The 23488-nt window shown below is 38.8% G+C and carries 23 protein-coding genes; 8 read left to right on the top strand and 15 right to left on the bottom strand.

Features of this window, described 5'->3' with window-relative positions; translation table 11 throughout:
* Positions 1-19: 19 nt before the first annotated feature.
* Complete coding sequence (locus tag DDU33_RS05145; RefSeq protein ID WP_005825079.1) at positions 20-586, top strand: acetate uptake transporter; 567 nt, start codon at positions 20-22, stop codon at positions 584-586.
* A gap of 293 nt (positions 587-879) precedes the next feature.
* Positions 880-2517 (top strand): ABC transporter substrate-binding protein, encoded by a 1638-nt coding sequence (locus DDU33_RS05140; protein WP_108923524.1) that lies wholly within the window; start codon positions 880-882, stop codon positions 2515-2517.
* 101 nt (positions 2518-2618) lie between these two features.
* Here DDU33_RS05140 and DDU33_RS05135 read toward each other — a convergent pair whose 3' ends face one another.
* Genes DDU33_RS05135 through DDU33_RS05125 form a run of 3 tightly spaced genes read right to left on the bottom strand, consistent with a single transcriptional unit; the run spans position 2619 to position 4012 of the window.
* On the bottom strand, positions 2619-2894 hold the full coding sequence (locus DDU33_RS05135) for a hypothetical protein (protein ID WP_005818879.1): 276 nt from the start codon (positions 2892-2894) through the stop codon (positions 2619-2621).
* A gap of 25 nt (positions 2895-2919) precedes the next feature.
* Entirely contained in the window at positions 2920-3384 is a 465-nt protein-coding gene (locus tag DDU33_RS05130; RefSeq protein ID WP_108923522.1) for an outer membrane lipoprotein, read from the bottom strand.
* Positions 3385-3406: 22 nt separating this feature from the next.
* Positions 3407-4012, bottom strand: a complete 606-nt coding sequence (locus tag DDU33_RS05125) for a VOC family protein (RefSeq protein ID WP_108923519.1) — start codon at positions 4010-4012, stop codon at positions 3407-3409.
* 33 nt (positions 4013-4045) lie between these two features.
* Here DDU33_RS05125 and argS point away from each other — a divergent pair, with 33 nt between their 5' ends.
* From argS to DDU33_RS05100, 5 genes are all read left to right on the top strand, one after another.
* Positions 4046-5773 carry an arginine--tRNA ligase gene (argS, locus tag DDU33_RS05120; protein WP_005818885.1) on the top strand — a complete coding sequence of 576 codons (1728 nt, stop codon included), beginning with the start codon at positions 4046-4048 and terminating at the stop codon, positions 5771-5773.
* A gap of 204 nt (positions 5774-5977) precedes the next feature.
* Entirely contained in the window at positions 5978-7153 is a 1176-nt protein-coding gene (gene cgtA / locus DDU33_RS05115) for an Obg family GTPase CgtA (RefSeq protein WP_005818887.1), read from the top strand.
* 293 nt (positions 7154-7446) lie between these two features.
* Positions 7447-8607 carry a dual-specificity RNA methyltransferase RlmN gene (gene rlmN, locus DDU33_RS05110; protein WP_005820305.1) on the top strand — a complete coding sequence of 387 codons (1161 nt, stop codon included), beginning with the start codon at positions 7447-7449 and terminating at the stop codon, positions 8605-8607.
* Positions 8608-8631: 24 nt separating this feature from the next.
* Entirely contained in the window at positions 8632-9174 is a 543-nt protein-coding gene (pilW, locus tag DDU33_RS05105; protein WP_108923517.1) for a type IV pilus biogenesis/stability protein PilW, read from the top strand.
* 13 nt (positions 9175-9187) lie between these two features.
* A complete protein-coding gene (locus DDU33_RS05100) occupies positions 9188-11524 on the top strand; it encodes a Tex family protein (protein ID WP_108923515.1) in 2337 nt (778 codons plus the stop codon).
* Positions 11525-11598: 74 nt separating this feature from the next.
* Here DDU33_RS05100 and argH read toward each other — a convergent pair whose 3' ends face one another.
* The 6 genes from argH to proQ form a co-directional block, all read right to left on the bottom strand.
* On the bottom strand, positions 11599-12975 hold the full coding sequence (gene argH, locus DDU33_RS05095; RefSeq protein WP_005820308.1) for an argininosuccinate lyase: 1377 nt from the start codon (positions 12973-12975) through the stop codon (positions 11599-11601).
* Positions 12976-13152: 177 nt separating this feature from the next.
* Positions 13153-13782, bottom strand: a complete 630-nt coding sequence (locus tag DDU33_RS05090) for an MBL fold metallo-hydrolase (RefSeq protein ID WP_108923513.1) — start codon at positions 13780-13782, stop codon at positions 13153-13155.
* Positions 13783-13791: 9 nt separating this feature from the next.
* On the bottom strand, positions 13792-14349 hold the full coding sequence (gene mepK, locus DDU33_RS05085) for a peptidoglycan L,D-endopeptidase MepK (protein WP_005820310.1): 558 nt from the start codon (positions 14347-14349) through the stop codon (positions 13792-13794).
* Between the two features lie 166 nt (positions 14350-14515).
* Positions 14516-16129: a L,D-transpeptidase family protein gene (locus tag DDU33_RS05080; RefSeq protein ID WP_108923511.1), complete on the bottom strand. Its 1614-nt coding sequence runs from the start codon at positions 16127-16129 to the stop codon at positions 14516-14518.
* A 106-nt stretch (positions 16130-16235) separates the two neighbouring features.
* A complete protein-coding gene (gene prc, locus DDU33_RS05075; protein ID WP_108923509.1) occupies positions 16236-18251 on the bottom strand; it encodes a carboxy terminal-processing peptidase in 2016 nt (671 codons plus the stop codon).
* A gap of 119 nt (positions 18252-18370) precedes the next feature.
* Positions 18371-18937 (bottom strand): RNA chaperone ProQ, encoded by a 567-nt coding sequence (proQ, locus tag DDU33_RS05070; RefSeq protein WP_005820316.1) that lies wholly within the window; start codon positions 18935-18937, stop codon positions 18371-18373.
* Between the two features lie 319 nt (positions 18938-19256).
* Between proQ and DDU33_RS05065 the strand changes: the two genes are divergently transcribed.
* Positions 19257-19469, top strand: coding sequence for a cold-shock protein (locus DDU33_RS05065; RefSeq protein ID WP_005820317.1), 213 nt, complete (start codon positions 19257-19259; stop codon positions 19467-19469).
* Positions 19470-19528: 59 nt separating this feature from the next.
* On the opposite strand, the gene artM is transcribed toward DDU33_RS05065, so the two are convergent.
* The 6 genes from artM to DDU33_RS05035 form a co-directional block, all read right to left on the bottom strand.
* Positions 19529-20206: an arginine ABC transporter permease ArtM gene (gene artM, locus DDU33_RS05060; RefSeq protein WP_192805812.1), complete on the bottom strand. Its 678-nt coding sequence runs from the start codon at positions 20204-20206 to the stop codon at positions 19529-19531.
* A complete protein-coding gene (gene artQ, locus DDU33_RS05055; RefSeq protein WP_108923507.1) occupies positions 20203-20874 on the bottom strand; it encodes an arginine ABC transporter permease ArtQ in 672 nt (223 codons plus the stop codon). Before artQ ends, artM begins: the two co-directional genes overlap by 4 nt.
* Before the next feature lie 3 nt (positions 20875-20877).
* Positions 20878-21600, bottom strand: coding sequence for a lysine/arginine/ornithine ABC transporter substrate-binding protein (locus tag DDU33_RS05050; protein WP_108923505.1), 723 nt, complete (start codon positions 21598-21600; stop codon positions 20878-20880).
* A gap of 82 nt (positions 21601-21682) precedes the next feature.
* Positions 21683-22417: an arginine ABC transporter ATP-binding protein ArtP gene (gene artP / locus DDU33_RS05045; RefSeq protein ID WP_005820325.1), complete on the bottom strand. Its 735-nt coding sequence runs from the start codon at positions 22415-22417 to the stop codon at positions 21683-21685.
* A gap of 141 nt (positions 22418-22558) precedes the next feature.
* Positions 22559-23056, bottom strand: coding sequence for a YbhB/YbcL family Raf kinase inhibitor-like protein (locus DDU33_RS05040; RefSeq protein WP_108923503.1), 498 nt, complete (start codon positions 23054-23056; stop codon positions 22559-22561).
* A gap of 56 nt (positions 23057-23112) precedes the next feature.
* Positions 23113-23463, bottom strand: a complete 351-nt coding sequence (locus DDU33_RS05035) for a hypothetical protein (RefSeq protein ID WP_108923501.1) — start codon at positions 23461-23463, stop codon at positions 23113-23115.
* Positions 23464-23488 lie beyond the last annotated feature (25 nt).

The raw sequence follows: 23488 nt of genomic DNA, 5'->3' as shown, positions 1-23488 counted from the left end.
CATTTATATGAGGTCTTCAATGTCAAATCATAACTCTTTAACAGCAAACCCGGCTCCACTTGGTTTATGTGGTTTTGCATTAACAACTTGGTTACTTAGCTTAATCAACAATGGTACTTTCGGTGGCGAAAATGTTGGCTTAGTGCTTGCAATGGGCTTTGCTTTCGGTGGTACAGCACAGATGATTGCTGGTATGTTTGAATTCTCAAAAGGTAATACTTTTGGTTTCACCGCATTTACAAGCTACGGTGCGTTCTGGTGGTCATTCGCATTATTAAAAGTTTTCTTCGGTGCAACTGTTTCGCCTGAATTCGTTGGTTGGTACTTAGTGGTTTGGGGTACGTTCACGTTAATGATGTTTATCGGTACATTAGCAAAAGCGCGTGCATTACAAGCGATTTTCCTTGCTTTAACCATTACTTTCTACTTATTAGCTGCTGGCGACTTTACAGGTAACCACACTTTAACACACATTGGTGGTAACTTTGGTTTATTAACAGCATTATTAGCATTCTATCTTGCGGCAGCTGATATCATCAATGATAGCTTTGGTCGTGAAGTATTACCGGTGGGTAATCCAAAATAATTTAACGCACCAAGTATAACAAGTGCGTAATAAGCGGTTAAATTTGAAGAACGTTTTGCAAATGCAAAATTTTCAAAAATTTAACCGCTTTTTTATAGCGTTTTGTTATAAATAAATACCTTTTCTTCTTTACTCAAATGTTAATAAAAGGTAATCTCTTAGCGCATTTGTAGTAAATGTACAAAACTTTTAATTTGCTAAAAGTAACATAGTAGGGACGCCAGCGTAGCATCCCTACCTATCTTTTGTGCAATAACTACATAATATTGAATTTTCCTTTATTTGAGGTTCTTATGAAATTAAATAAATTAACTGCCGTTGCAGCCGGTTTAGTCGCAGCCTTTGCATTAACCGCTTGCGATGATAAAAATACTGAAAACAAAACCGTAGCAAAACCTGCCGGTGAAAAAACGTTTGTGAACTGTGTAAGCCGTTCGCCACAATATTTCAGCCCAGCTTTAGCAATGGACGGTATTTCATATAATGCGAGTTCACAACAAGTTTACAACCGTTTAGTGGAATTCAAACGTGGTTCAACCGAAATCGAGCCGGCTTTAGCAGAAAGTTGGGAGATTTCTGAAGATGGTTTAACCTATACTTTCCATTTACGTAAAGGGGTTAAATTCCACTCAAATAAAGAATTCACGCCAACACGCGATTTAAATGCTGATGATGTGGTCTTTTCATTTAACCGTCAGTTAGACCCAAATCACCCGTATCACAACGTATCAAAAGCGACCTATCCGTACTTTAAAGCGATGAAATTCCCTGCTTTATTAAAATCGGTAGAAAAAGTTGATGAGAATACGGTGAAATTTACCCTTAACAAGAAAGATGCTACCTTCCTTTCAAGTTTAGGTATGGATTTTACGTCAATCTACTCTGCTGAATATGCCGATGCGATGCTAAAAGCAGGTAAACCTGAAACGATTGATAGCACGCCTATCGGTACAGGTCCATTTGCGTTTACAGGCTATGTGTTAGATCAAGCAAGCCGTTATGTTGCACATAAAGATTATTGGAACGGTAAAGCAGATTTCGACCGCTTGATCTTTGAAATTGTGCCGGATGCAACAACTCGCTATGCGAAATTACAAGCAGGACAATGTGATTTAATCGATTTCCCAAATGCAACAGACATTGAGAAAATGAAAACCGATCCGAAAGTGAATTTACTTTCAAATCCGGGTTTAAACATTGCTTATGTTGCCTTTAATACCGAAAAAGCCCCTTTCGATAATGTGAAAGTTCGTCAAGCGTTAAATCTTGCCGTAGATAAAAAAGCAATCATTGATATCGTGTATCAAGGTGCAGGCGTAGCCGCGAAAACCCCTTTACCGCCAACAATTTGGGGCTATAACAACAGCTTGCCAGATTCAGAATATAACATTGAGAAAGCAAAACAGTTGTTAGCAGAAGCGGGTTATCCAAATGGTTTTGAAACAGAATTATGGGTTCAACCGGTTGTGCGAGCTTCTAACCCGAACCCTCGCCGTATGTCTGAAATTATCCAAGCAGACTGGGCAAAACTTGGCGTGAAAGCAAAATTAGTTACCTATGAATGGGGCGACTATATTAAACGTACTAAAGCAGGCGAATTAACTGCAGGGACTTATGGTTGGTCTGGCGACAATGGTGATCCGGATAACTTCTTATCGCCATTATTCGGTTCAAGCAACATTGGTAACAGCAACTATGCTCGTTTCAATAACCCAGAGTTAGATGCCTTATTAGATAAAGCGATTGGTTTATCCGATAAAGCGGAACGCACGAAACTTTATGAGCAAGCGCAAGTATTATTACGTGAGCAAGCACCGTGGGTTAACGTAGCACACTCTATTAACTTTGCGCCGACAAGTAAACGTGTGCAAGACTACAAACAAAGCCCGTTTGGTTACACCTATTTATACGGTACAAAATTAACTGACTAATTAATCTTATCGAAAAAAAGCCTACCAAATTTTTGGTAGGCTTTTTAACATTATTTATTCCTATAAAAAAACCGATGAGAAACATCGGTTTTTTAGAATAATTATTTGAATTCGTAACGCGTAATTGTTTTTAAATCTGCGTCTTTGTGTTCGTAATTATCAGTTACATTAACACGTGCGCCAACTGCCGCATGCGCATCATATTGGCGAGTCATCGTAACAACTTCACCATTATCTTTTTGAACTGTTAATTCAACAACATCTTTTGATAAGTCTTTGCTACTTAATACTGTTGCGTTACCTTTATCCGAGTAAACCTCAGCAGTACAAGCCGCTAAAACCATACTTACAAGTACAGCGAGAGAAAATTTTTTCATTATGTATCCTTAAAAGAACGAGAATTTAAAGTAAAGAAACGTTTAAATCTGCATTAGAACCAACGATTCTTACACGTTTACCGGCAACAAAACCATCTTCTTTCTTCTGAACGACGACGATTTCTTTGCCATCATCTTTGCGAATCACCATTTCTAAAGAAGAAACTTGACTCGCTTTTTCTTCAACTGTGCTACCAATCATTGCACCTGCAATTGCTCCTACGGCACTTGCCACAGCTTGACCGCTACCACCGCCAATTGTTGAACCAGCTAAACCACCTAATACACCACCACCAATGGTGCCGATTACGCCTTGGTTATCTGCTTGGATTTTAACATCACGTACCGATACAATAGTACCATAGCTAATTGAGCGTGCTTCCTTAGCTTGGTCGCTAGAATAAACACTACCGCTATAAATATCTGTATTGGCACAGCCAACCATCACAAAGCTAGATAATAAAGCCGCAGCTAATCCAAATTTTTTCATATTTTACTCCAATAAAGAAAATTCAGAAATCACTTTCTGAACGGATAACGTCATTTATACCATAAGGGTGTAACTTAAGACAAGAATGATTGCAAAAAGTTGCATTCTTGACAGTTATTGCAATTGTTGGGTTGGGCAAACGTTCCCCTTCCACTTCAGGCTGACTTATTTTTAATGCTAAATCGGGATGTTCCGTTAAGTTAAATGTCGCTAATGTTCGTGCAATCCATTGGGAGGTATTTTCCGTTTCTAGCATTGGAAATACCGCTTCAACGTGCTCCCAACCTTCTTGCGGATAGGCTTTTCCTTTCGGAAAGGGAAGCTCTAAAATGGGAACAAGCTGGCCACATAAATTTAATGAATAAGGCAATAAAAAAAGCCCTATGGGACGACCGTTTACTTTACTTTCTTTAAGTAACTTTGCATTTCTTAACAAAAATGTTCGCCATTTTTCAGCTTTTTCAATGCTATTCATTCGTACTGCAACATGATCAATCTCCAATTTAGCTAAATCAATCTTGGCTAATTGGGCCATTTGTAAAATATTTTGCTCAAATTGCGATAAATCACCAAAACAAGCTGTCATTTCCTCGAAAAATTTTGCAGTTTCTGATATAATTTTGTCCATTTTTTTGTAAACAGAATTGATAGGTTATTAAAAGTGAATATTCAGCATATTTTATCGGAAAAAATCAAGCAAGCAATGATAAGTGCGGGTGCGGATTCAAATGTTGAACCGCTTGTTCGTCAATCAGGCAAACCTGAATTTGGCGATTATCAAGCAAACGGTGCTATGGGGGCAGCAAAAAAATTAGGCATGAACCCACGTGAGTTTGCTCAGAAAATTTTAGATAATGCGAATTTAGACGGGATTGTAGATAAATTAGAAATTGCCGGTCCGGGCTTTATCAATATTTTCTTAAATAAAGCGTGGTTAGCGGAGAATGCAAATCAAGCATTGCAAGCGGTTAATTTTGGTATTCAAACTGCAAATCCACAAACGATTGTGGTGGATTACTCTTCGCCAAATGTGGCAAAAGAGATGCACGTAGGACATTTGCGTTCTACCATTATCGGTGATGCGGTTGTGCGTACACTTGAGTTCTTAGGGAATAACGTCATTCGTGCAAATCACGTTGGCGACTGGGGAACACAGTTCGGTATGCTGATTGCTTACCTTGAAAAAATGGAAAATGAGCACGCCAGCCAAATGGAATTAAGCGATTTAGAAGCCTTCTACCGTGCGGCAAAAGAACATTACGACAGTGATGAAGCTTTTGCCGAAAAAGCGCGTAACTACGTGGTTAAGCTACAAAGTGGCGATGAATATTGTCGTACGATGTGGAAAAAACTGGTGGATATTACAATGCACCACAACCAAGAAAATTATGACCGCTTGAATGTTACGCTAACGGAAAAAGATGTAATGGGCGAAAGCCTTTACAACCCGATGTTGCCTGAAATTGTTGCCGATCTTAAAGCGAAAGGACTTGCCGTTGAAGATGAAGGCGCATTAGTTGTTTTCTTAGATGAGTTCAAAAATAAAGACGGCGACCCAATGGGGGTTATTGTTCAGAAGAAAGATGGTGGCTTCCTTTACACAACTACCGATGTTGCAGCGGCAAAATACCGTTATGAAACACTAAAAGCTGACCGTGCCTTAGTTTTCTCCGACTCTCGCCAAGCACAACATATGCAACAAGCGTGGTTAATTACCCGTAAAGCAGGCTATGTACCGGATTCCTTCAGCCTTGAACACCCGTTCTTCGGTATGATGTTAGGTAAAGATGGCAAGCCGTTTAAAACCCGTTCAGGCGGAACGGTTAAATTAAAGGATCTTCTTGATGAAGCGGTAGAACGCGCAGACAAACTTATTTCCGCACGTTCAACAGACTTAACTGCGGAAGAAAAAGCAGCAGTGGTTGAGGCGGTTGCAATTGGTTCGGTGAAGTATTCGGATCTTAGCAAAAACCGTACAACGGATTATGTGTTTGATTGGGATAATATGCTCACATTTGAGGGCAACACAGCACCTTATATGCAATATGCTTACACACGTATCCGTTCGATTTTTGCTCGTGCCGGTATTGATGCAAACGAACTCACTGGCGAGATTCATTTAACTGAAGATAAAGAACGTGCATTAGCGGTTAAATTACTGCAATTTGAAGAAGCGTTAAACGGTGTAGCAAAAGAAGGAATGCCGCATATTCTTTGCCAATACTTATATGAGTTAGCCGGTACGTTCTCAAGTTTCTATGAGGCTTGCCCAATTCTAAATGCAGAAGAAGCTGTGAAAAATAGCCGTTTACGTTTAGCAGCATTAACAGCGAAAACGTTAAAACAAGGTTTAGATCTTTTAGGAATTAAAACTGTAGAGAAAATGTAATCATTTAATAACTCTCGCCCCTTGTGGGAGAGAGACAGATAAATGCAAAGTAGCGGCTTTGCATTTATCAGAGAGAGGGGTTAAAGACTAATTTGCAAAAAAATTAAAATTTTAACCGCTTACCCTCTCTCTGCCAGCCGTGCTAAACGCACGTCTGCCTGTCTCTCCTCCATAAAGGGGGAGAGTGAAAAAAGGAAAAAACAGATGAAATTTATTGATGAAGCCCTGATTCGTGTCGAAGCAGGCGATGGCGGTAATGGCTGTGTAAGCTTCCGCCGTGAAAAATATATCCCGAAAGGGGGGCCTGACGGTGGCGATGGTGGCGATGGTGGCGATGTTTATTTAATTGCCGATGAAAACCTAAATACCTTAATCGACTACCGTTTTGAGAAACGCTATGCCGCAGGGCGTGGCGAGAATGGTCGCAGTGCAGGGTGTACCGGACATCGTGGTAACGATATTACCTTACGTGTGCCGGTGGGAACCCGTGCAATTGATAACGACACCCAAGAAGTGATTGGCGACTTAACCAAACACGGTATGAAAATGCTGGTGGCAAAAGGTGGGTATCACGGCTTAGGTAATACCCGTTTCAAATCATCAGTAAACCGTGCGCCGCGTCAAAAAACCAACGGCACACCGGGCGAAAAACGTGATTTGTTACTTGAATTAATGTTACTTGCCGATGTCGGTATGCTAGGTTTACCAAATGCCGGTAAATCAACCTTTATCCGTAGTGTTTCTGCGGCAAAACCGAAAGTAGCTGATTATCCGTTTACCACCTTAGTACCAAGTTTAGGTGTGGCTCGTGTTGGTGCAGATCGTAGCTTTGTGGTGGCAGATATTCCGGGGCTGATTGAAGGTGCTGCAGAAGGTGCGGGCTTAGGTATTCGTTTCTTAAAACACTTAGAACGTTGCCGAGTGTTGATCCATTTAGTGGATATTATGCCGATTGATGAAAGTGATCCGGCGCATAACATTTCTGTGATTGAAAGCGAGTTGTATCAATATAGCGAAAAACTGTCAGAAAAACCGACCTGGTTAGTTTTCAATAAAATTGATACTATCGGCGAAGAAGAAGCGAAAGAACGTGCGAAAGAGATTGCCGAGCAGATTGGCTGGGAAGGCGATTACTACCTGATTTCTGCGGCAACAGGTCAAAATGTCCAACAGCTAACCCGTGATATTATGGACTTCATTGAAGCAAACCCTCGTGAGCTTGAAGAAGAAAATAAAGAAGCGGAAGAAGTGAAATTCAAATGGGACGATTATCATCAACAAGCTATGCAAAATCCAATTGAAGAAGAGGATTGGGACGATTTTGATGATGATTGGTCTGAAGAAGATGAAGAAGGCGTAGAGTTCGTTTATACTCGATAAATGCCTGTTGAAAATATGTAGGGGCGAATTATATTCGCCCTGATCTTTCTTGTGTGATTTTGGGTAAATTTAACCGCTTTTCCTTTCGACAGCCTTATTAAAGTCCCCTTCAATTAATTTTGCGATCTTGCTCGAAAAATTTACATTTTCAACTTTTCAAATCTTGTAAAAATGACTAGCCTTATTGCTTAGAGATCAGTACAATTCGCTTCTTTATTATTTATATCCGCAAAACTAATCCTTTTGCCATAATTGTTTCGATTGAAACACCGTGTAATAACGAGGCTCATTTAATGTCAGATCAAATTCAAGCAACGAACATTGCCGTTGCACACCCGAAATCCGAAAAAGTTAATCTTATGAATATGACACGCCCACAAATGCGTGAATTTTTAGCGAGTTTAGGCGAAAAACCTTTCCGTGCCGATCAGCTAATGAAATGGATTTATCACTTCGGAGAAGATAATTTCGATAATATGAGCAATATCAACAAGGTATTGCGTGAAAAGCTCAAACAAGTTGCTGAAATCAAAGCGCCTGAAGTTGCCGTAGAACAACGTTCTGCCGATGGTACGATCAAATGGGCAATGCAAGTAGGCGAACAGCAAATTGAAACCGTTTATATTCCGGAAGCAGACCGTGCTACGCTATGTGTTTCTTCCCAAGTAGGTTGTGCCTTAGCTTGTACATTCTGTTCAACCGCACAACAGGGTTTTAACCGCAATTTAAATGTCGCAGAAATTATCGGGCAAGTTTGGCGTGCGTCTAAAATTATCGGTAACTTTGGTGTTACTGGCGTTCGCCCGATTACTAATGTGGTGATGATGGGGATGGGCGAGCCATTATTGAACGTGAATAACGTTGTTCCGGCAATGGAAATTATGTTAGATGACTTCGCCTATGGTTTATCTAAACGCCGTGTGACGCTTTCAACCTCTGGCGTTGTACCGGCATTAGATGGATTACGTGAAAAAATTGATGTGGCATTGGCGATTTCATTACACGCACCAAATGATGAAATCCGTGATGAAATTGTACCGATTAACAAAAAATATAACATTGAAATGTTAATTAACTCCGTGAATAAGTATTTAGAAGTCTCTAATGCGAACCACGGAAAAGTCACGATTGAGTACGTGATGTTAGATCATATCAACGATGAAGTTGATCACGCACACCAATTAGCGAAAGTCTTAAAGAATACACCGTGTAAAATTAACTTAATTCCTTGGAACCCGTTCCCGGAAGCACCTTATGCGAAGAGTTCAAATTCTCGTATTGACCGTTTCCAAAAAGCGTTAATGGAGTACGGTTTTACGGTAACCATTCGTAAAACACGTGGCGATGATATTGATGCGGCTTGTGGACAGCTTGCTGGCGATGTAATCGACCGTACCAAACGTACGCTTGAAAAACGTAAATTCGGTCAAGGAATTGAGGTTAAGAACCACTAATCATGCATCAGTAGGAGAACATCAATGCCATTTGCAAAATTATTCAATTTTTTTACCGCTTGTTTAGTCTTGTTTCTTGTCGGCTGTTCTTCTACGGTAGAGCCAATTTCTGAATTTAACCGTTCAGAAGCGGTTAAAGCGAGGATCAACCTCGCTTTAGCTTATCTTGATCACCACGATTTCCCTAAAGCCAAAGAGAATATTGACCGTGCGTTAAGCCACGATCCGAAAGACTACCTTCCTTACTCTGTTCTCGCCTACTATTATCAACAAACAGGCGAACCTCAACAGGCTGAAAAAGCTTACCTTGATGCTTTAACCTTAAGCCATAATCGTCCTGATGTACTCAATAATTACGGCACTTTTTTGTGTAAACAAGGTCAATTTCAGCAGGCATATCAACAATTTGAAAAAGCAGTAAGTAGCGAACAGCCTTATTATCATCAAGCAGATAGCCTCGAAAATATTATTCTTTGTGCTAAATCTGAATCCAATCTTGCGAAAGTACAGGAAGCAATAAATCAACTGGAAAAATTAGATAAGGTCAGAGCGAACCAACTTCGTTAAATTAGGAACTTCAATGTCAAATTTAAATCAACAAATTAGCCAAATTATCGCCACAGAACTTAATGTTGGCGCACACCAAATTTTAGCGGCAATGACCCTTCTTGATGAAGGTAATACCATTCCTTTTATCGCTCGTTATCGTAAAGAGGTAACGGGAGGATTAGACGACACTCAGCTTCGTCATTTTGAAACTCGCTTAATTTATTTACGCGAATTAGATGATCGCCGCCAAACAATTTTAAAATCTATTGAAGAGCAAGGTAAATTAACCGAGGAGCTTCAAACCAAAATTCTTAGCGTAGAAAGTAAAACCGAATTAGAAGATCTTTATTTACCTTATAAACCTAAACGCCGTACACGTGGACAAATTGCGATTGAAGCAGGGCTTGAGCCTCTTGCGGAATTATTATGGTCAGATCCTTCGCAACAACCTGAAAATGCGGCAGAAGCGTTTGTGAGTGTAGAGAAAGGCGTAGCAGATACAAAAGCGGCTTTAGACGGTGCAAGATATATTCTGATGGAGCGTTTTTCAGAAGATGCGGATTTACTTGCAAAACTTCGCCAATATTTGACCGCTTATGCCGCTTTTGAAGCAAAAGTTATTGAAGGTAAAGAGGAAGAAGGCGAAAAATTCCGTGATTACTTTACTCACAGTGAGCCATTCAAAACCGTGCCTTCTCATCGTGCGTTAGCGATGTTCCGTGGACGTAATGAAGGTATATTATCGCTTTCACTCAATCCGGAGCCGGAAAATGAGGAAACTAAATCAACAAGCCCTTGTGAAGAGATTATTCGTCAGCATCTTGGTGTCATTTTCAATCAACAACCGGCGGATAAATGGCGGGAGCAAGTGATTGCTTGGACGTGGAAAATTAAAGTCCTTCTTCATCTTGAAACCGAATTGATGGCAACCTTACGTGAAAAAGCGGAAGAAGAAGCCATTGATGTTTTTGCCCGTAATCTTTCTGCGTTATTGATGGCTGCACCTGCAGGGGCAAGAAATACGATGGGGCTAGACCCGGGTTTAAGAACAGGGGTTAAAGTAGCGGTTGTGGATAACACTGGAAAATTATTAGCTACAGAGACTATTTATCCACATACGACCGGTAAAGCGGCTGCAGAAGTTTCACTTTATAAATTGATCAAGCAACACAATGTTGAATTGATTGCGATTGGTAATGGTACAGCTTCTCGTGAAACAGAACGTTTTGCCAAAGATGTGCTTAAACAGATTAAAGAAAGCAAATCGGATATGTTGATCCCGCAAACCGTAGTGGTCAGCGAAGCCGGCGCTTCGGTGTACTCTGCATCAGAATTAGCGGCAAATGAATTCCCTGATTTAGATGTTTCTTTACGTGGTGCGGTATCTATTGCCCGCCGTTTACAAGACCCACTTGCGGAATTAGTTAAAATTGAACCGAAAGCCATTGGCGTAGGGCAATATCAACACGATGTGAACCAATCTCAACTTGCCCGAAAATTAGATGCCGTGGTAGAAGATTGCGTAAATGCGGTAGGTGTTGATTTAAATACCGCTTCAGCTCCACTTCTCGCACGTGTTGCCGGTATGACAAAAACGCTTGCACAAAATATTGTGGCATTCCGTGATGAAAATGGACGATTTAACAGTCGCTCCGATTTGAAAAAAGTACCACGCTTAGGGCCAAAAGCCTTTGAGCAATGTGCCGGCTTTATGCGAATTTTAAATGGAAAAAATCCGCTTGATGCCTCAAGTGTTCACCCGGAAGCTTACCCGGTAGTTGAGAAAATTCTACAAGCCACTACGGCAACCCTTGCGGATTTAATGGGAAATGCGACTAAAATTCATCAGCTCAATGCAAAAGATTTTGTTGATGAACAATTTGGTTTACCAACCGTAACGGATATTCTCAAAGAGCTTGAAAAACCGGGGCGAGATCCACGTGGCGAATTCAAAACAGCTACTTTTATGGAAGGCGTTGAAGAGATCAAGGATCTTAAAGTGGGAATGATCTTAGAAGGTACGGTAACCAACGTTGCTAACTTTGGTGCTTTCGTTGATATTGGTGTACATCAAGACGGATTAGTGCATATTTCAATGCTTTCTAATCGCTTTGTTGATGATCCGCATACCGTGGTAAAAGCAGGCGATGTAGTTAAGGTTAAAGTGCTTGAAGTAGATGTTGCTCGTAAACGTATTGCTTTAACAATGCGCTTAGATGACTCTGCAGGAGAGAAGAAATCTGAACACAACGAAAATCGCAAAATGACTGAAAAATCAGACCGCTTACAAAATCAATCATCGAAACCTCAACGTAATCAATTTACGAATAATGCATTTGCAGATGCGTTGAAAGGGTGGAAAAAGTAAAAGAAAAAGTCGGGAATTCCCGACTTTCTTTCTCTAATACGTATCCAAAATAAATTGTTTCTATTCTAATACTCTTAGATACTTAATAATATTTTTGCAGCAGAAATGGCTTCTGATACGCGCTCAGGATTTACCCCACCTTTCGCACAACGCTTCTCTAAACAAGACTCTAAGGACAGAATCGGATAAACATCCTCATCAATCACACTATGGAACTGCTTGAACTCTGAAACAGATAATGCTTCTAAAGGTTCACGCTTACTGATCGCATAAACTACCGCTTCTCCAACAATATGATGAGCCTCACGGAATGGAATACCTTTCGCCACTAAATAATCAGCCAATTCTGTTGCATTAGAGTAACCTTGCTGTGCGGCTTCACGTGTACGCTCAACATTCACATTGATATCTTCAAGTACTAAGGCACCAATTTCTAAGCAAGCTTGCCATGTTTCCATCGCATCAAAAATGCCTTCTTTATCTTCTTGCATATCTTTGTTGTAAGCTAATGGCAATCCTTTTAAGGTTGTGAGTAAGCCAGTTAAAGCGCCAAATACACGTCCGGATTTTCCACGAATTAACTCACACGCATCCGGGTTTTTCTTTTGTGGCATAAGCGATGAACCAGACGTAACACGATCAGAAAGCTCTAAGAATGCAGATTCACCGCTATTAAAGAAAATTAGATCTTCTGCAAAACGAGATAAATGCACCATACTAATGGAAGCATTTGAAAGAAGCTCTAACACATGATCACGATCCGATACGCTGTCCAAGCTATTACGCGTACCAATGCTAAAACCGAGATCTTGAGCAAGTTGGTCGCGATCAATAGCATAAGCAGTTCCGGCTAATGCACCTGAGCCTAATGGGCACGTATGCATACGCTTATAAGCATCGGCTAAACGGCTGTAATCACGCTCTAACATTTCAAAATATGCCATACACCAATGTGCAAAAGTGATTGGCTGTGCACGTTGTAAATGAGTATAACCTGGCATAACAGCTTGTTGATTTGCTTCTGCCGTTAAAACTAATTTTTCTTGTAGGTTACGGATACGTTCTTGAAGCACAACAACTTGTGCTTTACACCACATTTTCATATCTACCGCAACCTGATCATTACGGCTACGTCCTGTATGGAGCTTTTTACCTAAATCCCCAACTTTTTCAATAAGCTTCGATTCAACCCAGCTATGGATATCTTCTGCATCGTCTTTTAAAATAATTTCAATTTTAGGTTCAATTTCTGCACGTAGTGCTTTTAATGCCGCTACAAGCTGCTGATGCTCTTCTTCTGTTAAAATACCAACAGATGTAATCGCTTTTGCCCAACCGATTGAACCATCAATATCTTGTAATGCCAGACGATAATCGAAACGTAGAGAGTCATTAAAAAATTTGAATTTTTGGTCTGCTTCTTGTGTGAAACGTCCACCCCAAAGTGCCATAATGTTATTCCTTTCTTTCTATTTAAGAGTACTTAAAAATGATGTGCCTATTTTGCATAAATATGCAAAATTATTCAATAATTATTTATAATTAAATTGGATTTTTATGAAAGTAAAAAGTAAAGCGGTTGATTTTTGCAAATTTTTTACAAAAACCAACCGCTTAAAAAACACATCTTATTTTAAAAATGGATTGTGAACCTTTTCTCTACCTATGGTAGTATGAGCACCATGTCCTGGGATAATAATAAAATCATCTTCCAAATCAAACATTTTTGTTTTGATTGTGTCAATCAGTTGCTCAAAATTCCCTAAATAGAGATCAGTACGCCCGATACTGTCTTTAAACAATACATCGCCACTAAATGCAACTTTGTTCTCTAAATCAAAAAAGCCGATATGTCCTGGTGCATGCCCCGGTAAATGGCGGATATTGAATTTTAAAGCACCAACCGTAACTTCATCACCTTCCTTGAGCCAATGATCAGGTAAAAAGCCTTTTACAGGAGGTAAGCCAAATTTTTCGCACATTTGCGGAAGCTGCTCAAAAAGTGGTTTATCCGCAAGATGAGAGCCATAAACCGGTACACCAAAATGATCACGCACGCTTTCTACTGCCATAATATGATCAAGATGGGCATGCGTAATTAATAATTTTTCAACGTTAAGTTCTTGCTGTTCCACAAATTGAATGATTCGCTCTGCATTATCGCCCGCATCAATAATCGCTGCATTTTTATTATCATCCCAAATGACAGAACAATTTTGTTGAAAAGGACTAACGGGAATAATCTGTAAATTAAACATAACAGCTATTTATACTCCACGCCATGTTCTGACCGGACCTGTGTCCACATGAACAAAGTTACTACGTGGATAATAGCCAACACCACCATTATGTAAACTTTCTGCTGCGGCTTTAACTTTGCTTAATGGAACACCAGAAACCTGAAAATCTATTGCTTGCCCACGAATATGGAAACTATTGCTCGCAACACCTCTATGATTACGGCGTAATGCGGCGTTTGTTTTCGCTGAACGATAGCCACTTAATACTAAGATTTCAGCATTACGAAAACCTAAACGTTGTTGTAACTGATTTAATTTAACAAATAAATTCGGATCAATACGTTTTACTTGTCCGGTATGGCGGTCACGCATTAAATAATTAAGTTGGCTTAAATCTGCTGAAGCCAACCCGCCACCACTAAATTTAACGGCATGGGTATCGCCAGTATTCACATTACGAAAACGTAATGCAAGTGGTGCCACCGTTGATAAACTTGCCATCACTTGATTAGGCAAAAGACTTGCTCCTAATACAAGCCCGCCTAGAGATAGCCATTTTCGGCGTTGGATATTAATTTGGTTCATTTTTCCTCACTTTGCTGCTGAGTATGACAGATAGAAAATAGTTAAAGCCCTTTAGCCATTTGCTATCTATCATGTTTTATTACTATGATGCAATTTTTAGGGTAATAATAAAAGAAAAAGTTCCGAGAAGCGGTAAAATCTTCTCGGAATTTTTCATTTTTGAGAACTAGATCACATTTTTTACTTTATTCCAACTAATTGATGTTTTTGGAATACTGTTATCTAATTTATAAATATCCGGTAAAGTATAAACCTTGCCACCTTCAACCCATGAGGTCACGTAGTATAGATAAACAGGGTTATCTGAACGAATATTAGCTGAAGTGGTTTTTTTACTCGCTAAGACACTTTGCTGTTTCTCGGCAGACCAACCAGCTTCTTTTAATAAGATGCTTGCCAATTCACTTGATTTTGCTACACGCACACATCCCGAACTTAAAGCACGATCTGTACGACTAAATAATCCATGATTTGGTGTATCGTGTAAATAAATTGCATCTGAACTTGGCATGTTGAATTTATAACGTCCTAAAGCACTATCATCACCCGCTTTTTGACGAATGCGGTAAGGTATACTTTTCGCATTCAAATACTGCGACCAATTCACACTGCGAGGATTTACTTTATTACCGCTACCATCCAAAATTTCGTAACTTAAACTATCTGCAATCCCTGGATTTCTTGCCAATTTTGGTACGATATCTTTTGTTAAAATACTTGTTGGTACATTCCATGGCGGATTTACCACTACATTACTAAGTTTGCTATACATTACCGGTGTACGGCGATCTTCACGTCCAACAATTACTTTTGACTGTAACGCTAATTGACCATCGCGGAAATAGTATAATTGGTAGCTTGGAATATTTACAAAGATACCATTATTAAAACTTGGAATAATACGTAAACGCTGAGCATTTAATGCCAATTTATAGAAAGAGCTTGATCCCGTTGCCGCGACTTCATCAACAGGTGTGGCTGCTACATTTTTAGATTTGCCTTTAGTAGCTTTCTTAGTAGATGTTGAAGCACCAGGAGACATTACAAACAAGCGTTGTACTGTTTCTTGATAAATATGGTTACGTGGTACTAAATTCGCAACAAACTGACCTGAACTACCACTTTTTACAGATTTAACCCAGCTCGCAATCTGCTCTCCCGATGGAGCCTTAGGAGAATATGATCCTAAGTTATATAACCAGTTATTTGCATTACGATATACATTTTTATTGTAATAAAGATAGTCTAAAAAACTATCCGTTAATAACATATCACGCGCCAATCCTTCTGGTTGATTTAAGATTTGCTGTAATGCTTTTGCTGATTTAGGCGAAACACCACTTGCTGCAAACGCAGCATATTCTTTTAAAAATTGACGAGTAGCTGACTTATCATTCCACATTGGCGAAAAATCATTGTCTAAATAAACTTTTGATGTGGTTGAACTTAATAATAAATCATTATTACCTACTGTTTGTTTTACTTTTTGCTCCGCAGCAGCTAATTTTCGAGCTTGTTCTTGACGAATTTGCTCTTGCTCATAAGCATAGTCTGCTCGTTTTGATAACTCTGCAGCTCTAGCTTGTTGAGCTTCAAAACTAAGTTGAGGTAAAACACCATCGTGAATCGGCTGAGAAACAGGCGCTGTTTGTGGTACAGTCGGTACATTAACAACCGCAGTGGATGTTTGCTCCGCAGACATATTTGTTTGTGATGATGTTTCAGCAATTGCTACGCTAGAAAGAGCCATCATCAATGGTAATAATTTAATTTTATTCATCGTAAGTTCTTACTCTTTATTTTGCATAAAATAAAAAAATTAAGCCGCTTGTCCAACACATTCTTCGATAAGCGGCTTAAGGATTGTTACATTATATACGATTTTGTTACTTTTTATCAATTTCTAACCAATCGACCATCATTTTCTCCGTTTCTTTCAAGAAAAAGTCCGGTGCTTCGTAGTCTTTTGGTAGAGCATCAATATTTTTTAACGCTTTTTTGCCTTCACGTTTGAAACGTTCGTTGAGATTTGCCAATCGTCTAGCTTCATCTTCATCGTTTTCTTTCTGACGCTCAGCTAAATTTAATGAAGTAAATTTACGATCATCACGCTCTTTACGTAGTGCAATATCCTCATTTAATGCGATAAATTCAGGATCTTTTGCGATACGCTCTTCATGTTTCTTCGTTAATTCTTCTACAGCATTACGAGCAGAACCGGCTAATTGGTAAGAAGCTGCCGGAATTTTATCCCAAGGAAGCGCATTATCTTCGAAGCTTTCTCCTGTTTTTGCTGCATTGATAATTTCTGGGAACTTAATATCCGCTTCAACCCCTTTTAATTGGGTACTACCGCCGTTAATACGATAGAATTTTTGAATCGTATATTGAATATAGCCAAGTGGCTCCTGATCTAAATCATACACAAAATTTAACGAACGGCTTTGTTGAACCGTACCTTTACCAAAGGTTTGTTGTCCAACAATAATCGCACGATTGTAATCTTGCATTGCCGCTGCGAAAATTTCTGAAGCAGAAGCACTATGGCGATTGATCATTACCATTAAATTACCATCATAAACCGACTTATCCGCTTCAGGATCTTCGTGTACTTTAATGCGATTAAATGCATCTCGTACTTGAACAACCGGACCTTCTTTAATAAATAAGCCTGATAGTTCAATCACTTCTGTCAGTGAACCACCGCCATTCTCACGTAAATCAATAATCAGACCTTCTGCTTTTTTCTCTTTCATTTGGTCTAATAATTTACGAACATCTTTTGTTAAACCAATATAGAAAGTCGGGATCTTAATAACCGCAATGTTTTTCCCATCAATCTTATCGATAGTCAATTTAGCAGCACTATCTTCAATACGGACTTTATCGCGGATTAAGGTAATAATTTTCGTTTTGCCGCCTTTTTCAGGTTCAATCTCTAAACGAACCTTAGAACCTTTTTTCCCTTTGATCTTATCGACAACATCATCTAAACGCCAGCCAATGACGTCTTCAATTTCTCCTTTGTCGCCTTGCCCTACACCCACAATTTTATCGCCTACAGCTAGTTTCTTGCTACGAGCCGCTGGTGCGCCAGGTACGAGCGATTTGATTGTTGTAACATCATCTTCCATTGAAAGTGTTGCACCAATCCCTTCAAGAGAAAGGTTCATACTCTCTTGGAATGCTTTTGCCGCACGAGGCGATAAATAACTTGTATGCGGATCAATCTCACGAGCAAAAGAATTTAAATACGTTTGTAAAATATCATCTGCTTTTACTTGTGTTAGGCGTTTAATCGCTAAATTATAACGTTTAGCTAATGTTTTCTTAATTTCCGGCCATTTTTTGTCTTTTAAATACAAGCTGATAATGTCATTTTTGACACGCTGTTCCCATAATTTATCGGCATTTTCTACTGTTGTTGGGAACGGTGCCTTTTCGCGATCATTCTCAATAACATCATCAGCCTTTAAATTTGGCTCTTTGTCTAATAGAGATAAAGCGTATTGATAGCGCTCATAGCGGCGTTTAGACATTAAATCATACATAGCAAACGCAGAATCTAATTTACCTTCGTATAATTCATCATCTAAAGTTGAAGCATATTTTTTACGCATCTCATCAACATCAGATTGTAAAAAAGTATTATGCGCTGGATCTAACCAATCCATATAACGGTTAAAAATTTTACCCGCAAACTCATCATCTAATTTGAATTTATGATAATGTGACTGCGTTAAACGTGCTGTGACTCGCTTGGTTGAAAGCGAATGTTGCTCTGTTGGTTTTGGTGTCACTAAAGCGTCTGCTTTAATTTGTGGCTCGATGGCAAAACTCTGCCCAACGAAAAGACTCATTACCACGCATGTAACAAATCGATTTATTTTATTCAGTTTCATATCTACCTTATTCAGCTCACTCAAAACTAAATTAAAAACTAAATGCACTCAAGCGGTAGTATTTTTCAAACTTTTGCAAAACTTGAAAAAAACCTACCGCTTGTTTTTGCATAAAAAGATTATCGACTAAACTTATTGGCTAAAGCCGCTAAACTTTCTGCTGTTGCTTTAGGTGCATCCGCCGCTTTTCTCTTCACAAAAGCTTTTTTCGCTTTATGTTGAGGAGCCGATTTACCTTCTTCACGTTGTTTTTTGAAAAATTCTTTACGTTGTGCCTTACGTTGCTCTGCTTTACGCGCTTCAAAAGCCTCTTTTGCTTGTGCTAAAGCAATCGCTGCATGTTCTGCTTGTTGCTCATCAACAATACCAGCCTCTTCACCTTGTAACCCTACACGCACAGCATTCGGTTTACAACTTGCTAAATAGCGCCAGCTCATTGTGTAAGCACGTAAAACTTGACGTAATTGCGTTTTACTGACGTTCTCATCATCAGCTAATGCTTCAGCTAAATCTTGGAAAAGACCAATTTTTAATGGTTTTACCTCGCCTTCTGTAATAAAACAGAGTGGGAATTTTTCTGCTAAATAAGCAATAACCTCTTTAATAGGGGGATTCACTTTATTTGCTGAGGACTGAGTTGATGCTTCACTTGTTTCAATTTGTGCATCTAATTGTTGTTCTGACATAGTATCTTCCGTTTTTTTACTAAAAAATCTGGTAAAAGAATAGCCTAAGACTAAAAGCGTAACTATATTTTATTTACCCTTTTTCGTCCACTATTTCGAGTTACTTTTCTAGAAATAAGGCAAATACTTTCATTAAAAAGTTCCCTTATTCCAAATTTATCAAAATAATGTTTGCTTTCATGATGAATAAATGGTCTAATCGTTTCGCTTTTGTGACTTAATGTGTGATCTAGTTCTTCTCTAAAATAATTGAGAGTGTTTTACGATTCCCATCATCTCTCTTTAAGCAATTTGTATTTATTTTTTAGAAGGATTTTTTATGTCTAAAGTAACAGGCACAGTAAAATGGTTTAACGCAACGAAAGGATTTGGTTTTATCGCTCCAGATCAAGGTGGCGAAGATATTTTTGTACACTTCTCTGCGATTGAAAGCAATGGTGGATACCGCACTTTGGAAGAAGGCGCAAAAGTAGAATTTGAAGTACAAGCGTCAGATCGTGGTGCTTCTGCTGCGAATGTGAAAAAAATTTAATTATAAGAATTAAAAAATAATAAAGGCATCATAATGATGCCTTTTCTTTTTACCTAAAATTATTTAGCGTCTACCCGTTCAAAAGCAAGTACTTTATGCTCTAATTTACGCAAGAGAATCGTCATGATGCCTGTGATCACCAGATAAATAAGCCCTGCCATACTATAAATGCCTATCGCATCATATTCTGTACCATAAAGCTGACGTGCATAGCCCATAATATCTAGGATCGTAATCGTAGAAGCTAAAGAGGTTCCTTTAAACACTAAAATAATTTCATTACTGTACGAAGGTAATGCTCGTTTTAAAGCATAAGGAATCAGGATCTTTAATGTATCTAAACGACTTAATCCTAATGCGGCACAAGTCTCCCATTGTCCTTTTGGAATTGCTTTCACTGCGCCGTGGAATAGTTGGGTTGAATACGCCGCACTATTTAATGCTAACGCCAATACAGCACAAAACCACGCATCTGAAAATAAGATCCAAAGCGGGCTGTCGATCAACCATTGGAATTGTCCAGGCCCACTGTAAATCAGGAAAAATTGAACAAGAAGCGGTGTTCCGGTAAAGAGCATGAGATAACCGTTCACGAATCCTTTAACGATCTTATTCTCCATAGAAAGTAAGAAAGTGAAGAAAACAGCAATCACAAACGCAATCACTAACGAAGTCGCCATTAAGCCTAAACTGGTTGGGATCCCTTGGGCAATAAAAGAAAGATAATCCATCATTATTTGCCCCCTCGTTCAAAACGTGTGAAACGTAATTCTAAATAACGAATAATAACTTGGCTCACTAACGTAATCGCCAAGTAAATCAACGCGGCTAAACCAAACCAAGTAAAAGGTTGATGTTCATTTGTATTGATTAACTCTGATTGACGCATTAAGTCATGAACACCGATAAGCGATACCAATGCCGTATCCTTTAAAAGCACCAGCCATTGATTACTTAGCCCCGGTAAAGCATGTCGCCATACTTGCGGCATAATAATGTGAATGAAAGTATAGCCTCGGCTTAGTCCTAATGCTATGCCACTTTCCCATTGACCAATAGGGACAGCTTGAATTGCCCCTCGTAATGATTGCGAAGCATAAGCGGCAAAAATTAAACTTAATGCCAGCACACCACAATTAAAAGCACTAAACTCAATATACTCGCCTGTGAGTTTCTCAATTAACTCTGTCGAGCCAAAATAAATCAAGAGAACTACCAAAATTTCAGGGAGCCCTCGTAATAATGCTAAAAAAACAGTGGTCGGTTTACTTATCACGCTCAACTTACTTGTCTCTAAACTCACAAATAAAATAGAGAGTAATAACCCAACAATAAGCGAAGCAAGTGCAAGCCCTAAGGTCATTAGGGTTGCACTGTAAATTAAAGGGAGATATTCCGTAAACATAGATTACTTATTAGTCATCCATTTATCATAAATTTTTTGGTATTCGCCATTAGCTTTAATTGCCGCCAGACCTTTATTTAAGTCATTTGCCAATTCAGTGTTGCTTTTGTTTACAGCGATACCTAAACCGTTACCAAAGTAAGTTTTGTTTGTTACTTTATCGCCAACAAAGGCTAATTCCGGTTCTTTTTTCAACATATCCGCTAAAACGGCAGTATCACCAAAAATTAAATCAATACGTCCATTTTTTAAATCTAAGATTGAGCTTTGTAATGAGTCGTAAGATTTAGGTGCATACTGTTTTGCTTCTGCAATGACATACTCTTTAAACGTTGTTCCGTTTTGTACACCTACATTTTTTGCAGTCGTTAAATCTGCTTTGCCTTTTACTGCAATGAAACTTGCCGAACTGTCATAATACGGTTCAGAGAAAAGCACTTGTTTACTACGTTTTTCTGTAATATCGATTGCAGAGATTGCAGCATCAACGCGTTTTTGTTTAAGCGCTTGAATTAAGCCATCAAATGCTAACCCTTTAAATGAACAGGTTGCTTGGATTTCTTTACAAATTGCGTTTGCCACATCCACATCAAAACCAATAATATCGCCTTTTTCATTTGTTGTTTCAAAAGGAGGATAGCTTGGTTCCATTGCAAAAGTAATTTCTTTCGCTTGTACAGAGCATGCTGCAAAAGCCATTGCTGAAACAAGAAGTAATTTTTTCATTTTTAAGTCCTTATCGTGGTTTGCGTAATAAATCATATTGCTTGTTTAACAAGCGGTTTAATTATCAGATAAATTTGCTTATTTACTCAGAATGAGAAAGGTAATTTGCAAATTCTGCGGTTTTTGGCGATTCAAAACAGCGTGAATCCCCTTGTTCAATAATTTTACCTTTTTCCATATAAACAACTTTTGTCGCGACTTTACGAGCTACGCCCACTTCATGCGTAACAATCACTTGTGTGATACCGGTTTCTTTCAGTTCTTTAATGATATCCACCACTTGTGCGGTAATTTCAGGATCTAGCGCTGCGGTTGGTTCATCAAATAAAAGCACTTGAGGTTGCATCATTAATGCTCGTGCAATCGCCACACGTTGTTGTTGTCCGCCTGAAAGCTGTAAAGGGAAACGCTCTGCAAATTCTGCTAAACGTAAACGATCCAAATGTGCGAGTGCTTGTTTTGTTGCCTCTTCTTTTGATAAGCCTAGCACTTTCATTGGCGCTTCAATCAAGTTTTCAATAACCGTTAAGTGATTCCATAAATGATATTGTTGGAAAACCATGCCCACTTCACGGCGAAGTAATGCAATCTGCTTATTATCTGTTTTAGCCGATAAATCAAAGTGATGATTTGCAATTTCAAGCGTACCTGATTGCGGGACTTCTAATAAGTTTAATGTACGAATTAAGGTACTTTTCCCTGCGCCTGAAGGCCCAAGTAAAACAACAACATCGCCTTTTTCAATTTCTAAGTTAATATCAAATAAGGCTTGGTTACTGCCATAAAAAAAATTGACATGATGAATACGAATTGCCATTCGTGAAAATCCTATATTTTTGAAAACTGAATGAATATTATGAATTTTTGCATAAGTATGCAAGAGAATTTTGATAAATTTATAAAAAAAAGCAAAAAATAAACCGCTTAACAAAGCGGTTCATTCAAATAACCATCAAATTTATACGTCATATGTTCCCATGACACTTGCCGTTGCTAAGATATGATCTTGCATCGCAAAATGTAAATCATTAAAACGGAATCCTGAAGCTAAGTTCAATTTGCAATCTAACGCATAAACAATCAATTCATAACGGTGTTTGCAATTCGGTGGTGCCATACCGCCATAATACGAGGCTTCTTCAATAGAAAAATTACCTAATTTACTCGCCCAACTGTTTGCCCCCTGAGTAAAATCGGTCGCAGTTATACTCTCATTCTCTTTTACAGAAGTTCGCTCAAGATCGCCGATAAGCCAGTGAATCCAAACAAATCCACTTGCCGTAATAGCATCTTTATCCTCAAGCACCACAGCAAAAGATTTTGTACCTTCCGGAACATCACTAATTTCAAAAGGAATAGAGTACGTTGGCATACCATTTGGACTAAATTGCATACCTCTTTTACCATACTGATCTTCAAACGCACCATTCACAATAGCTTTACTAGTCACTTTCATTTTACATTCCTTATATAAAAAAGACCGCTTGCAAGACAAGCGATCTCAAATTTCAATTAATTGGATTGATAACGAGAAATGGCTGTCTTCACCCCACCGTTATTTAAACAAGCTTCGTTAAGTAATGACATCGAGAAAGTCCCATCATTACAAATAGCTGTTGCTTTTTCAGGAATAGTACTAGGCGTACTATTTTTAGTTTCTACAACTGGTGTTGATGATTGATAAGTCGTTTTCCCCGTAACATTTCCCTCACTAAAATGGATCTGTTGATCTTGTAAATGGGTATTGGTTGCGCCGACTTGATTCACACCAATTGTATCCACTACGGCAACTTTATCGCCATTTGAGCAAGCAATTAAAAGAGAACTCAACAAGAAAGCCGCTAATAGACCTTTTTTATGCATAATCACTTCCTTTTTGTAATAAATA

The sequence above is a fragment of the Actinobacillus porcitonsillarum genome (genome assembly GCF_003101015.1).
Taxonomy (GTDB): Bacteria; Pseudomonadota; Gammaproteobacteria; order Enterobacterales; family Pasteurellaceae; genus Haemophilus_A; species Haemophilus_A porcitonsillarum.
This window is presented reverse-complemented; position numbering and strand designations above follow the sequence as displayed.